The organism is Comamonas sp. NLF-1-9, assembly GCF_019195435.1.
GTDB lineage: Bacteria > Pseudomonadota > Gammaproteobacteria > Burkholderiales > Burkholderiaceae_C > Comamonas_C.
The window spans coordinates 2121024-2134799 of record NZ_CP078069.1 but is presented as its reverse complement, the minus strand read 5'-3'; the positions used below and the strand labels follow the sequence as shown (position 1 = coordinate 2134799).

Sequence of the window (13776 nt, the reverse complement as noted above, 5' to 3'; positions counted from 1 at the left end):
ATCGGCCTCAAACGCTTGTGGTACAAGCGCGAACAGCTATCGTAAAGATAGCTATCTCAAGCCGGGCCATGCTGCGCTCCCTGCGCCGCCGGCATACCGCCGGCCGGCTTCTTGCCGCCCTTCCAGACGGGCAGGGCAAAGCGCCAGGCCAGCCAGCCGGCGGCACCCAGCGCCAGCAGCAGCACGACTACCAAGCCCCAGAGCAGCGCCTGCAGTCGCGCGGCCGCATCGGCGCTGACGCCGATACCGAGTACCTGGGCGAGCGGAGGGCTCGCGGCCGCTTCCTCCGCCGCCGGGGCGGAGACGAAGACGATGGAGACGCGCTCGGGCGAGAGGCCGGGAATGCTGTTGGTCACCAGCCGCCGAATCTGCGGTTGCAGCAGCTCCAGATCGCGCCCCTCCTGGTGCTTGATGAACACCGCGGCGGTGGAGGGCACGCCAGGCTCGCCGGCTACGCCGCGCTCGGGCAGCACCACGTGCACCCGCGCGTAGAGCACGCCGTCGATCTTGGACAGCGTGCCCGAGAGCTCCTGCGACAGCGCATACACATAGCGCGCGCGCTCTTCCAGCGGTGAGGAGATCAGGCCTTCCTTCTTGAACACCTGGCCCATGCCGGCGTAGCGCTCGCGCGGCAGGCCGTTGTCGCGCAGCACCTGCAAGGCCTGGCCAACCTGCTGGCTGCTCACCTGCACGCCGACCAGGCCGTCCTTGCCGGGGGTCTTGACGGCATTGACCTCGGCCTTGAGCAGCACTGCCAGCACCTCGTTGGCCTCGTCTTCGGGTACGGCGCCCATCAGGTCCACGCGCCCGCCGCAGGCCAGCAGCAGCAGGCTCAGCGACAACACCAGGCCATGCAGCGCGCGGCGCCAGAAGGAGGGGGCACGAAGAAAGCTCATTGGATGCGCACCAGTTGGTCGATGTTTTGCGTGCTGCGCGAGATCGCCTTGCCCAGCAGCTCGTACTGCACCGCCACCTGCGACAGTTGCAGCTGGACTTGCAGCATCTCGCGCGTGTCCATGGGCAGCGGGGAATTGAGCTTGTCGGCCACCGAGCGCCAGGTGCCCTGCACGCTGCCTGCAGTGTGCTGCATGCCCGACAGAATGCGGTCGCCCAGCGACACGCTCAGCGGCGCAGCGCTGCCCAGCGCTTGCTGCGCCGCCGCAGCGGGCGCGGTCAGTTCTGCCGGCGGTGCTTGCATCAGGCTTTGAAAACGTGCAGCGGCCAGCGCATCGGGCCCCGCTGCCGGCGCAGGCGGCTCGGCCGCTGGCGCCGGACTTTGAAGTGTTTGCGCCAGTTGCGCAACGAAGTGGGCGGACGCGATTTCCATGGGCGGGCTCCGGGTGCGTAAGAGGCGTTTACATCTGCTCAGACCGGGGCGGCGGCCAGTGCGGCAGGGGCGGCGGACACGTCCTCGCCCAACAGCCGCCGGGCCAGGCGCACGCCATCGCTTGCCGGCTCCCGGGCGTTTGCATGCGGGCGGACGACGGACTGCAGCAGGCGCGTGGCCTCGGCGTTGCGCCGGTCGAGTTGCAAGGCCAGGGCGCGCACGGCAGCCAGCAGCTCGCGTTCGGGGCCGGCGGGCAAGTGCACGCGCTCGGTGCGCGCCGCCGCCTCGCCAGGGCGCCCGCGGTTGATCAAGGCCAGGGCGATGCCGACGTGGGCAAACGCGCGCTCTGGGCGCAGCAAGGCGAGCGCGCCGAAGATGGCTTCGGCGCGCGCGAGCTCTCCCCGCCCGGCGGCAAGAAAGCCGATTTCGGTGAGCAGACGGATATCGTCGCTGCCCAGCAGCGCGGATTCAGCGGTCATCGATAAGCAATAGGCCCATGGGCGTTTTTGCGCGGTTCAGGCGCTGGCGGTAACCGCCAGGCGCTCCAGCAGGGCCTGGGCGCGCTGTTTGAGCATAACGCCCGCAGGCAGCGCCGCATCGAGTTGTTGCAGCGTTTTGACGGCCGCCGCGCGCTGGCCCAGCGCGAGCTCGCTTTCGGCAATGTGCAGCATGGGTGACAACTGCTCGGGAAACAGCACCAGCATCAGCGAATGGATGTTGATCGCCTCGTCGTGGCGCTGCAGCATCTGCAGGCACAGCGCCAGGCCTGCCAGGTAGTGCGAGCGCGTGGGCCCGTACTGCGACAAGAAGGCGAAGATCGCCAAGGCCTTTTGCCATTGCTGCTGCTGCACGTGCGAATAGGCCAGCGCGTAGATCACCTCCAATTGCTCGGGGGTGAAGCGCCGCGAGGCGGGAAGCTCCTCGAAGCCGCGGGTGAAGTCGGCGGCAAAGCGCTCGGCACCGCTGCGCGCTCGGGTTTGTGACTTGTTCATCGCGATGTCTCCGGGGCGCTGGCTCAGACGGCGGCGCGCTTGCCGATGTTGCTGGTGATCTGCGACATGCTGTCGGCCGAAGCCTGAACCATGCGGCTGACCGCGAGCACGCCGTCTTCGATTTCCTGCATCACCTTGCGCAGCTCCTCACGCTGGTCCTCCATGGCCTGGTTGAGCTTGAGCATGAAGGCTTCCAGCTCCTTCTTGTCGGCCAGCGCCTTCTGCCCCTGTTCGGCATAGGCGCCCTGGGCGATCGTAGTGGCACCCTGGGCCACCTGGGTCGCGCCGCCGATGATCTGCGAACCTGCGGTGATCAGGCTGTTGGCCATCTTGATGGTGGTGTTGGTCACCGCATTGGCCATCTGCCCCACGTTGAAGCCCGCGACCGCGGTGGCGATGCCGACGGTGAGCGCCGCTGCCATGCCGAAGGCCATGGTCAGCGCCATGGTGGTCTTCTCGTCGGCGCCGGCAAGCTGCGCTATGCCTTGCACCATGGTGCCGAGCAACTGCGGCTCGACCAGAATCGCGGCCGGCGCCAGGATGGCGAGCGCGCCGGCCATGGCGCGGCCGATCTGCTCGGCTTTTTCCTGCGGCACGCCAAAGGCCTGCAGCAAGCCGCCGACCATCTTGGTCATCATGTTGGACAGGCTGATCTCGGGGCCGCCCGCCTCCTTGGAGATCTGGTCGGCCAGCGACATCGTCGCCGCCACCAACCCGACGACGGCCAGCGCCGTCAACGCGGCCGCCGCACCGCCGGAAAACGGCGTGGCCACCACCGAGGCGACCACGGCCACCGCAGCCGCGATCACCGCAAAGATCTTGCCTATCCAGCTGAAGATCTTGCCCAGCAGGCCGGCCTTGGCCTCTTTTTCGACCTTCTTGGCCCACTCCTGGATCTTCTTGGCCTGGGCTTCCGTGTTCTGCTTGGCATCCACCGCGGCCTTCTCCAGTCCGAGTTTGGCGGACTTGACCTGCTGGTCCTGGGATTTGCTCTGCATTTCCTGCAGCAGCGCGATCAGGTCGTCGGCGGACAAGTTGGTCAGGGGGTTTGCGATGTTGGGCGCGCCGTGTGCGTTCTTCACGCCGTCGCCCTTTTGGTTCTGCGCGCCCAGGGTCTTTTCCAGCTCTTGCAGCGTCGCCTGGCTGATGATCGCGGCGCCCTGCGTCGCCTGGGCTTGTGCGGGGCCGGCCGCATCCTGCGCGGCGGGCAGCTGCGGCGGCAGCCCGGGGTTGATTGAAATGCCGTTCATGGTGCCGTCTCCTCAAATCAAATGTTGCGCGCAATGCCGCGCGTGGTTTCGCTGCGCGACTGCTCTATCGCATTCAGCTTGTCACGCACGTCGCGCAGCACATCCATCATCTGCTGCATCACGTCACCCGCCTGCTGCGTCGCTGCCTCGTGGGCCTTGGCCGCTGCTTCCAGCCGTGCCTTTTGCGCGTCGTGCTGTGCGGCGCTGTACTCGGCGATTCCGCCGGCCATGCCGCCAAGGCCGCTGGCCATCTTGCTGGCCCCGTCGGCGCCGGATGCGTAGCTCCCTGCCTGGGTGGTGAGGTTGCTCAGCTCCTCGGTGCTCATGCGCGCCCCGACCGATTCGCCGGTCAGGCTTTGCAGCTTGGGGTGGTTGGCAAAATTCTCGGTCACGGCGGCGGGGTTCTGGCTCGCGCGAAAGTCTTTGAGCGCGCTGGCCGACGCCTTGAGCGACATCGCTGCCCCGCCCATCTGGATGGCGCCTGCGCCGATCTGCATGGCTCCGGAGACGATGGCACCGATCAGGCGGTCCTTGGCCGCGTTGCGTATCTCTTCGGCGGCATCGATCAGCGTGTCCACCTGGGCCTGCATTTCGCTCTGGCGCAGCTCGCGTGCCGAGGTACGCTGGTCCTGGGCTATCTTGGTGAACAAGGCCATCACCGAATAAATGTCCGCCTGTGCGTCCTGGACGGACAGCTTTCCAAGCGCGTCGGCAGCGCTGGCTGCGCCCTCGCTCGGGGTGGTCGGGGGCGCCAGATCGCGCATCTGCTGCGCGCCCTGATGCTGCGTCGCCGCAAGGTTGTGGTCGCTGATGTCGGAAAACGCCTGCTTGTCGCCGCTGAGGGGCGCGCCTTGCGCCGATTCCGACGAAAGCGGCGTCATTTGCGTGAACGAGGGGCCTGTGCCTGGGATGTGCATGGAATGCTCCGTAGGTCGGTGTGTAGGGCGCAACGCCTTCAGTGGACGGCGCTGGTCTGCATCGGGGCCAGCAGGGCCTCGGCCCGGGCCCGTATCGGCGCGTGCTGGGGCGCGTCGCCCGCCAGCTCAATGGCCATCTGCAGCGCTTCGATGGCGCCTTCCTTCATGCGCAGGGCGATGCAGCACTCGGCCGAATACAGCAGCGGCGCCGGGTCGTCGAGCAACAAGATGGTGGCGGTGCTGTAATGCTGCAGGGCATCGCGGTAGCGGCCGAGCATCTGTGCCGAAGCCGCCAGCGCCATCAGAAAGCGCGGCTCCAGATGGTCGTAGGTGACGAGCATGGCGAAGATGCGAAACGCCTCGTTGTAGCGCGCCTGGCTGTAGAAGCCGTGGCCAAACTGGTAGAGCGCTTCACACTCTTGCTCGGTGATGCCGCTCACGCCGGCGAGATTGCCGCCGTGCAGCAGCAGAGTTCGCAGGCTGACCTGCATCTGCAGCAAGTCCTGCTCCGTCGTCTGGGCGTCGCTCATGGTGCGTCTCCTTTCTTCTGGTGCCGGTGCTCAGCGCATGTTGCCGATGATGGCCGAGCGGCTGTCCTGGGCTTTCTTGATGAAATTGGTCATGACGTCGAAGGCTTCGTTGCGTTTGTTGGTCAGCGACTGCAAGCGCAACATGTCCATCTGGTTGGAATTGTTGAGCTGGTCTATCTGGCCCTTGACCGTAGTGATGAGCGCATCGAGGGCGGGTTTTTTCACGTCTCCGCGCAAGCCGCCCTTCAGGCGCGCGCCGCCGCTGTTGGTCAGCCCGCCGCCGCCGTCGTCGTTCTTGGACAGCTTGGGATCGGTAATGCCGGCGTCGATCAGCGCGGTATTCACTTCGCGCTCCAGCGCGTAGTTGTCCTTCTTGAAGTTCGAGTCGCTGTCTATGCTCTTCTTGCCGTCCGACGAGCACATCGCAGCGGCGCTGTTGAGCGCGCTCAGTGCATTGTTCAGCTTGGCAATCTGGTTGTTGCGGGCCTTGACCTCGTTGACCTGGTTGATCAGCTGCTCGTCCATGAGCCTTGCGCGTTCCGATTGCACCGACAAGAGCAAGGTCTCGATATCCATGTTCTGCAGGTTTGCGCCCTGTATGGCTGCGCTTCCAAGACCGTCGATCGCCATGTTCTGCTCCTTGATTGGAATGTTGAAAAGCACCAGAGTGGTTGAAGGGTGAGTAACACCGGCGCTGGCCTGGTTCCGTGTTTTCCGGCCTCTTCGTCGTGCGGCCGCCGGGTGCGGCCGGCTTCAGACCATGAAGCGGGGCCTGCGCGGCGCGCCGGAGCCGGGGTTCAGGCTGGCTTCGCGGGCGAGCTGCTCGTGGATCTCCTGGTCGATCTCCTGCATGTCCTGCTCGAACAGTCGCCGCGCTTCGGCGCGCGCTTTTTCATCCACCCGCGACTCCAGGAAGGCGCGCGCCTTTTCACCGTCGAGGCCGTGGTCGTCGTAGAAATGCCGACTGCGCTCCAGCGCCTGCTGGGCGTTGGCGATGATTTCCTGCATCTGGGCCGCGCGTTCGGCCGGAGAAGCTGTATGTGCCATGGGATGACTCCTTTGTTTTGAGTGGGCGGGAATACCGGCGCCGCGCATCAGGCTGGACGGCGCGCTGCAAGTTGCCAGGCTGCCAAGGCGGCGGTCCGTGCCTTTCGGGCTTGTGCGTCCAAGACTGCGAGGGAAGATCTTGATGCCATGCGGAAACTCCTGGTGCGCGCTGGCTGCGCTCTGCGCCCGGTGAGTAACCGGCCCCGGAAATTGGTTCCATGCGGATGCAGCCGCGCCCGCCGCCGCGCGGCAGCCTCGTGGAACCCGGCGCGTGCCGCGGTTACTCAAGCCAGCGAAAGGACACCACGAACATGCCACCAGCCATCCAACCCGGCGCGACCATGCATGGCATTGCGCTGCGCCATGATTTCCAGCAAAGTCCAGTGGGCCAATTGGGCGGACGCCAGGTTCAGCAGGGCCAGCCCCAGCCCGCGCGCAGCGCCGCTCGCGTGCTGTCTGACGTAGGCCGCACCATCGGGAGCCTTGCCGCGCGAGCGCTCAATGCGGTTACCCCGCACGGGGTGCGCAGCGCGCCCAAATTCCGCGCCGGCCTGAAGGAAACCGGAGCCCAGCTTGGTGAGCTGCTTGGCGCCCTCTCGCATGGCCGCGGCCACGTTGCCGACGGGGCCGCCGCCCTGCGCCTGCTGCAGGCTTTGCCCAGCGTCGCCCAGCCGGCCACGAGCCGGGGTCTGGCCTACGCCGACCTGATAGAACAGCGTGCGGCGGTGCATCTTGCCAACATGAGTCCTGCGCAACGTGAAGCTCTGCATGCGGGCCTGGCCATGGCTGAGAACTCCGCACTCAAGGGCGACCCGACCCTGGCCGCCGTGCGCCGTGCGATGGAACAAAGCGTGGTGGAAGCGGGAATGGCCGCGCTGCGCGAGCCCCTCGACCAGGCCATTGCGGTGGTAGCCCAGGAGGCCTCCGACAAGGGTATCACCGGGAGGGCCTTCCAGGAGCTCTACAACACCGCGCACGAGGTATTGCAGCAGCAGGGCTTTCGCAATCTGCCCAGGGACGAGCTCAGGCACATGCAGCGCGCGCTGGTGTTGCAGGCGCTGGAGCAGCGCAGCAGCCGGGCGCAGAACGCGGGCGAGCTCGAGCCGCTGGCATCCATGGTCAACAAGTTGCCTACGCGCGAGCTGCACGCGCTGATGAACGAGACGCGCCAGCTCGCAGGCCACGACGCCACGACGGCTTCCTTCGTGGTAATGGGCGCGGTCGGCCTGCGCGCCGAACAGCTGGAAAAGACATTGACAGCCGGCTTTGCCACCCTGTTCAGCCACGCCGACATTGCGCCCGAAGAGGACCCTGGCGGCCCTTTGCGCGACCCCCAGGCCTACACGCGTGAGGTAGCTCGGATGGGCCAGGCGCTTGCCGAACTGCGCGAGCACAGCGACGTGCACAGCTTGCATTTCCCCGAGGCGGTGGACGCCGCCTACGCCCGCGTGCTCGCTCATCTGGAGGACTACCTCACGCCCGACCATCTGAGCCAATTGTCCGAGCTCAACTCCAGCCAGTTGCACGCCTTTGGCCAGGGGCTGCGCGCGCTCGGCGTGGACGCTGGCCAGGCGCAGGTGGCCGCCGATGCCAACCGCCGGCGCGAAGGTGTGCTGAACGCTTACGCCCAGGGCGCGCAAGCGGCATTGACGGCGCTGGCTGCGGGCAATCTGGCGGCAGGCCTGCAGGGGCTGGCTCGTGCCCAGTCCCTGGGCAACGAGGCGCTGCAGGTACACGTGAATCTGGGCATGAAGGCCGAAGGGGCCGACGAGATCATGGATTTTCGCGCGCGGCTGATGGAGCGCGCCATGCAGGATATGGATGGACCCGCGCTGCAGGCGCTGTCGCAGCGCCTGAACAGCCAGGTGGTCGAGGAACTTGCTTCCGAGCTGAGCAACAGCGCTTCTCTGCTGCTGTCCGGCGGCCAGGCGACGGACGCCTTCGACCCGCGCCTGGGTGCCACGATGTTCGACCGCTTCACCGACATCCACCTGCTGCGCGAGGCCGTGGGCAACGCGCTGCAGGCGCGTGAACTCGCTGCCGGTGAGCCGGGCTGGGCAGGGCAAGCGCCGCAGGTGCGCGAGCTGCTGCTAGCGCAGTACGGCGTGGTGGTCACGCCAGACGACAGGTTGGTCGTGCGCTTTGGCCAGGGCGGGCCAGCCGTGCAAGACGCGATGAAGTTGAACATCGATGTAATGGTCGCGCGGCCACAGACGGATCCGCCGCACGATGTGCATGCGCAGGTGACGGCTGGCTTCATCAAGGACCTGCCGCGCTCGCGCTACGCCATCGGCGCCGATGGCGGGCAGGTGCGTGAGCTGCTTGATGCCGGCGTGGCCGATGCCAATGCACGCATGGCAGGAGCGGTGGCGCAGCTGCGCGCCCTGACCGGTGACAACGATGCGCTGCTGATGCTGGCCAGCCGCCTGGCCAACCAGAACGTGCAGGCCGGCATGCAGACCGTGATGCTCACGCAGTCGAGCCCACTGCGCCTGGACGACGGCACGCCGGGGCGCGTCATGGGCGCGGAGCACAACGACTACCGCTTCGAAAGTGACGGCGATGGCGGACTGCTGCTCACCGTGAAGCACGAGACATCGAACATCTCGATGTTCTTTCCGGCGCCGCGCAACGCATCCGAAGGCCTGGGCGCGCCGGTGCTGATGCAGCCGGAGCAAAGCCGGGTGCAGTACCGCTTTGCCCTGCACATCGGCGCCGACCTGTCGGTGCGCATGCGTGAGCCGCTGGAGTACAGCTACCAGCTCGTGCCGGCGCCCCAGGACGGCGAGAATCCCTGATCCGCGCCCTGCCCATTTTGTGAAGGAAACCCAACATGTCCTCATGCGACCAACTTCTGCTGGACCTTGGCCAGAGCGCCGGGCTGGCGCAGGCATTGCACTTTGACGACCAGGGCTGCGCGCGCCTGATGGTGGATGCAAGCCTGGCCATCGACTTCGAGCGCGACGCCGAAGCCGGCCTGATCCAGATCTGCAGCGTGCTCGCCGCCGTGCCGGCCCGCGGGGTTGAAGCCCTGTACCGCACCTTGCTCGAGGCCAACCTGTTTGGCGGCGATACCGCCGGTGCCACGCTCGCGATCGATGCGCACCTGCGCGAGATCGTGCTGTGCCGCAGCGTGCCAGCAGAAACGACATCTGCGGCGGCTTTCGTGAAGTTGGTAGAGCAGTTCATCGCCGCCGCCGAAGACTGGAGGGAGCGCGTGGCCACGCAATTGGCGTTGGCCGCCGAGCCGGCCGGCGGCCAGGGCGCGGACATCAGCCTGGGCGCGCCGGACATGGGCCACTTCCTGCGGGCCTGAAGGCATGTCTGCCCTGGCGTCCCTTTCGCAATGCCGGTGGGCGGCGTTCGATCGGCGCCAGCGCACGGGTGCATTCTTCGCCTGACGGCGGGCATGAGAAAGCAGCGAGATGGAGCGTATTGATGCATCGCAAGCCGGCATGGCCGGCTTTGGCCCGGGGTTGAACGCCGGCGCCGGCGCCGATGGCAGCGCCGGCATGCGCGGCATGCTGAACCAGCAACAGGTGGTGGTGGAGACGGGCGACTCGGTCCTCACCGACGCGGCCGAAGAAATCAGCCTGCACCACTCCGAAAAGGCTGAAACCAAGCACACCGCAGAGCGCAAGAAGGAGCTGGCCCGGCCGCTCGCCTTGATGAGCGCCGAGGCGATCGAAGCCTATGTCAACGCCGCCGAAGGCAACGACGGGCCGGAAAAGCTCGTGGCGCTGGCCAAGCGCATGCTCGCTGGCCAGGGCGATCCAGCCAGGCTGGCGCGCGAGAGCTTTGGCAACCCCGGCTCGCAATACCTGGCGCTGCAGTACGCGCTGGGCCAGGGCCGGCGCGAAGGCGCCTCGGCGGACGTGCTCGAGCGTTTGCAAGACGCACTCGAAGACCTGGAGATGGGTCAGGGCCCGCGCATCCGCGCGGACCTCAACACCATAGGCGCAGCAGCCGAGGGGGCGCACGCGCCGGCCGAGGTGGCGCAGTTCCAGCAGGCTTACGCCGACGTGGTACTAGGCGCGGCCACGCTCAACCAGACCCTGCAACTGGTGGTGGAGCGCTTTGGCGAGCAGGATTTCAACCGCGGCCTGCAGCGCCTGACGCGCGCGCTGGGCCAGGACCTGGCGGCCGAGCGCCCGAGCGCCGAGCCCGCCCGGCTGCAAAGCCTGGTGCAGGACATATACCACCTGGGCGTGGCCGCCACCGTGCTCGAAGGCTGCCAGAGTCTATTGGCCGAGCTTGCAGCCCGGTACAGCCTGAAGGCAAGCCCGGGCGCGGTCGCGCTGATGAAGGAGCTGGTCGCGGTGAGCGCGGAAAACTGGCTGTCGCCGACACGCTTTTCCAGCTTGTCCGAGAGCTACGGCGCGCGCGACGTCGCGGCGCAGATTGCCTTCATTGGCGGCGTCAAGAGCTTGCTGCACGAGATGCCGCCGCAGGTCTTCAACGATGGTGAGCAGCGTTTTTCGGTCTTCAACGCGGTGCAGGAAGCGCTGGACGTGGCCATAGAACGCGAGGAGTACTGACCCATGTCCATGGAGCAGGCGCTGGTCGATCTTGGCCAACGGATAGGCATTGCCGCACTCGCCCCCGGGCCCAATGAGAGCCTGCAATTGCGCTTTGCATCGGGCGCGGTTCTCGGTGTGGCACGCCAGGGTGAGCAGGTAGTGGTGCATCTGAGCGAGCCCGTGGCGGCGCACGAGGCGACTGCGTTGCTGCTGCGCGCGATGAAGCGTGCGGCGCAACCCGAAGCGGGTTCGGCTGCGATCCAGCCCGGCCTGTTCAGCGCCGATGGCCAGGACTGGCTGGTGCTGGCGCTGCGCCTGGGCGAACAAGGCCTGGACGCGCGCGAGCTGGAACGGGCCATGCAGGGCTTGCAGACGCTGTTGCAGCGCCTGCGCAGCGACTGAACCCCCCGGATTGCAGGCGCCGAACGCGTCCAGCGGTTGCCAAGGCGTGGAGGCACGGATGAGCGAAGGTTTAGGAATGCTGCGCTATTCATAGCTGTCAGCGGCGTCTGCATAAGGGGTTAGGGCAAAAATGACCAAAGTTTCTCCGGTGGAACTGACGCGCTGGCGCCGTTACTCAAGTCAGGAGAGCCAACGCTGCGCGGTGCAGCGCGGCGCTTGAGCAAGGAGAAGCACCATGCCACTAGAGAGTCTCGGCAACCGTAGCCAGCTGCAACCCGCCGACCTGATGTCGGATGTCGATCTGGACAAGGGCCAGCCGCTGGGCCGATCGGTCGTCTCGGGCGAAGGCCCGCTGAGCGCCCACCAGATTGCGCTGTCGCTGCCGCAGGGCGTACGTGGCGCGGTCAATGGCGGCATCGGCGGCGTGCGCAAGCTCGCCGACCTGCGCCTGGACGGCGTGCCGGCGCAGCAGATAGGCAAGCGCCGCGATGCCACGGTAGGTGAGATCAACGCCCTCATCAACGCCATCGAAGCCGACCGCACTGCTCACGACGGCCAGTTGAGCCCCGCCGGCCAAGCGCTGCGCGAACACCTGGACCTGTTGGGCGACGCCTATGCTCAGCTGAGCGCCGGCCCGGCCGCGGGCGACATGCTGATGGCGCAGATGGATGGGCTCAATGCGTTGCAGGACACGCTCGCGGCGCTGCTCGAGAACGGTTTCGATGCTTTGCCCGAAGGCGTGCAGGACAAGGTGCAGGTGCTGTGTGAAAGCCTGCAGGCACAGGTGCAGGACCGCGTCAGCTATCTCGGGCATACGGTGGCCGATTCGCCGCTCTCGCTCTCGGGCATGTACCAGAGCAAGGCGCAGTTTTCCGAGGGGGCGGTGCGCGTGATCGATGCGCAGCTGCAACGCCGTGACCTGAGCGGCGCCCAGCGCCAGGCGCTGAACGCCGCACGCGGCGACATCTTCCAGGCGCGCGCGGACTTCCTGCGCACCCAGGCGCAGCAGCAGGCGGGCAGACTCGGCGACGCTGCGCAGGTGGTCGGCAAGAAGCCGCTCACGGGTCTGAAGGGCTGGCTTTTCGGTGGCGAGCAAAACCGCGCGCGCCAGGCGCATGTGAATGAGCTTCTGAGCAGCCACCGCACTGCGGCCGACACCCCCAGGATCGATGAGCAGACCATCATCGAAGACACGCTCAAGGCCGTCTTCAAGCAGGCCGGGCTCGATCCCAAGAGCCTGGGCCACGCGTTTCATGATGCGATGAACGATGTGCTCAACAAGGACCAGGACTGGGCGCCCATCGTCAAGGAAATCCAGCTGCAATCGGGCAGTGAGACAGTGTTGAGCTACAGCGAAACCACTCCCGCGGGCAACTTCATCAGCGCCTACGCGGGCAAGGGTTTCAATGCGCACAGCAGCTCTGAATACACCCACGCGGTCAACCTTGCACGCACCCGGCTCGCGGACGGGCAGGGCCAGGTACTGTTTGACGGCCTGCGCCATGGCGTCATGTCGGCATTTGGCATCACCCCGGGCGAGATCGCCCGCATGAGCGATGAAGAACTCGCGCCCATGGTCGAGAAGCTGCTGCCCAAGGAGCAATGGCTGCACGAGAACGAGCGCAACGTGCGCCTGCTGCAGACCTTGAGCGACACCGGTCTGGCGGACTACGACGCGCAGCAACTGCAGCAGCACCTGGGACCGCTCAGCCTGAACGAGACGCTCGCCGCCGTGCGCGCGGACGCCACACTGGTGGACGCCATGCGCCGTCAAGCCAATCTCAATCGCGCTCGCGAGACGGTGCTGGCCACCGTGCTCACCGACCCTGCGCTGATGCAGCGCGCGCTGACCGGCGAGAAGGTGCCGGTGGACATCCTCTCGATCTCGCTGCTCACGCCGGACAACGTGCGCCCGCTGATCAAGGGCGCGCACGAGAACGAGCGGCGCATGGTGCAAGACCAGGTGCAGGCCTGGAAGGACGTGAGTGGCGCGCAGAGTTTCGAGGTGTTGGACGAGGAGGGGCGGCCGCGCCAGATCACGTTGCAGGTGAACCCGGTGGCCTGCAACTACGGCGTAAATGCGGGCGGTGTGGGCTCGGCATCGTGGCTGGTGGGCGGCTGGGACAACGTCGCCGGGCTCAACGGTGAGGCGCTGGGCAAGCTGCTTGGTGAGGACGTCGCGTCCATCGCCCAGGGTGGCATGCCCGGCGGGTTGGTCGGCTTCCGCATGCGCGAACTGGAGCAGCAGGTGCTGGACAAGCGCTCGGAGCTCGCGAGCGCCCAGCGCTCCGGCGACGACGAGCGCGCAGACAGGCTGCTCGAACAGCTGGCGCCCGTCGAACTGCGGCTGTCACAGGCGCGTGATCTGGCACAACAGATTGCGCAGATCCAGCAAGATGGCAGCTACCGCGTGGCCGGCAGCGAACCCTACAAGATGCCCACGCGCCTGGCGGTGCTGGCTGACATGTTCGGCCTCAAAGTCATGTTCAACTGCAAAAGCGGCAAGGACCGGACGGGCGAGCTCGACGCCGAGATCAAGCACTTCAAGCTGCAGATGCAGCTCAGCGGACGGGTGCCACACTACGAGCGCGTGCGCAGCCCGGCGGAAATCGCGCAGTTTCACGAAGTCGTCACGCACAGCGGCAACTTCGAGATGCAGCGCCTGAACACCGGCTACGCCGGCTACAAGCTGCTGGGGGTCGACGCCCTGTATGAGCAGTTTGGCGGGCGCGGTGGCGATGATGATCTCACCGCCAACTTCCTCGGTCTATCCAAATACACCAAGAGCTGA

The 13776-nt window shown here is 66.7% G+C and carries 15 protein-coding genes; 5 read left to right on the top strand and 10 right to left on the bottom strand.

Annotated features, from left to right (window positions below):
* Positions 1-56: 56 nt before the first annotated feature.
* The 10 genes from sctJ to KUD94_RS10185 form a co-directional block, all read right to left on the bottom strand.
* Positions 57-896, bottom strand: a complete 840-nt coding sequence (gene sctJ, locus KUD94_RS10230) for a type III secretion system inner membrane ring lipoprotein SctJ (RefSeq protein ID WP_218237114.1) — start codon at positions 894-896, stop codon at positions 57-59.
* Positions 893-1327 (bottom strand): type III secretion system inner rod subunit SctI, encoded by a 435-nt coding sequence (gene sctI / locus KUD94_RS10225; RefSeq protein ID WP_218237113.1) that lies wholly within the window; start codon positions 1325-1327, stop codon positions 893-895. Before sctI ends, sctJ begins: the two co-directional genes overlap by 4 nt.
* Before the next feature lie 38 nt (positions 1328-1365).
* Complete coding sequence (locus KUD94_RS10220; protein WP_255568715.1) at positions 1366-1806, bottom strand: hypothetical protein; 441 nt, start codon at positions 1804-1806, stop codon at positions 1366-1368.
* A gap of 36 nt (positions 1807-1842) precedes the next feature.
* Positions 1843-2319: a tetratricopeptide repeat protein gene (locus KUD94_RS14850; RefSeq protein ID WP_218237112.1), complete on the bottom strand. Its 477-nt coding sequence runs from the start codon at positions 2317-2319 to the stop codon at positions 1843-1845.
* 23 nt (positions 2320-2342) lie between these two features.
* Positions 2343-3569, bottom strand: a complete 1227-nt coding sequence (gene sctE / locus KUD94_RS10210; protein ID WP_218237111.1) for a type III secretion system translocon subunit SctE — start codon at positions 3567-3569, stop codon at positions 2343-2345.
* A gap of 17 nt (positions 3570-3586) precedes the next feature.
* The gene (gene sctB / locus KUD94_RS10205; RefSeq protein ID WP_218237110.1) at positions 3587-4486 is read right to left on the bottom strand and encodes a type III secretion system translocon subunit SctB; all 900 of its coding nucleotides are present in this window, start codon (positions 4484-4486) and stop codon (positions 3587-3589) included.
* A gap of 38 nt (positions 4487-4524) precedes the next feature.
* On the bottom strand, positions 4525-5016 hold the full coding sequence (locus KUD94_RS10200) for a SycD/LcrH family type III secretion system chaperone (RefSeq protein ID WP_218237109.1): 492 nt from the start codon (positions 5014-5016) through the stop codon (positions 4525-4527).
* Positions 5017-5046: 30 nt separating this feature from the next.
* On the bottom strand, positions 5047-5646 hold the full coding sequence (locus KUD94_RS10195; protein WP_218239321.1) for a hypothetical protein: 600 nt from the start codon (positions 5644-5646) through the stop codon (positions 5047-5049).
* Between the two features lie 123 nt (positions 5647-5769).
* Positions 5770-6063 (bottom strand): hypothetical protein, encoded by a 294-nt coding sequence (locus KUD94_RS10190; RefSeq protein WP_218237108.1) that lies wholly within the window; start codon positions 6061-6063, stop codon positions 5770-5772.
* A gap of 284 nt (positions 6064-6347) precedes the next feature.
* Complete coding sequence (locus KUD94_RS10185) at positions 6348-6833, bottom strand: hypothetical protein (protein WP_218237107.1); 486 nt, start codon at positions 6831-6833, stop codon at positions 6348-6350.
* 12 nt (positions 6834-6845) lie between these two features.
* On the opposite strand from KUD94_RS10185, the gene KUD94_RS10180 reads away from it, so the two are divergent.
* From KUD94_RS10180 to KUD94_RS10160, 5 genes are all read left to right on the top strand, one after another.
* Positions 6846-8861: a hypothetical protein gene (locus KUD94_RS10180; protein ID WP_218237106.1), complete on the top strand. Its 2016-nt coding sequence runs from the start codon at positions 6846-6848 to the stop codon at positions 8859-8861.
* Positions 8862-8896: 35 nt separating this feature from the next.
* On the top strand, positions 8897-9379 hold the full coding sequence (locus KUD94_RS10175) for a type III secretion system chaperone (RefSeq protein ID WP_218237105.1): 483 nt from the start codon (positions 8897-8899) through the stop codon (positions 9377-9379).
* 109 nt (positions 9380-9488) lie between these two features.
* Positions 9489-10601, top strand: coding sequence for a type III secretion system gatekeeper subunit SctW (gene sctW / locus KUD94_RS10170; protein WP_218237104.1), 1113 nt, complete (start codon positions 9489-9491; stop codon positions 10599-10601).
* Between the two features lie 3 nt (positions 10602-10604).
* Entirely contained in the window at positions 10605-10985 is a 381-nt protein-coding gene (locus KUD94_RS10165) for a CesT family type III secretion system chaperone (protein WP_218237103.1), read from the top strand.
* A 235-nt stretch (positions 10986-11220) separates the two neighbouring features.
* Positions 11221-13776: an inositol phosphate phosphatase SopB gene (locus tag KUD94_RS10160; RefSeq protein WP_218237102.1), complete on the top strand. Its 2556-nt coding sequence runs from the start codon at positions 11221-11223 to the stop codon at positions 13774-13776.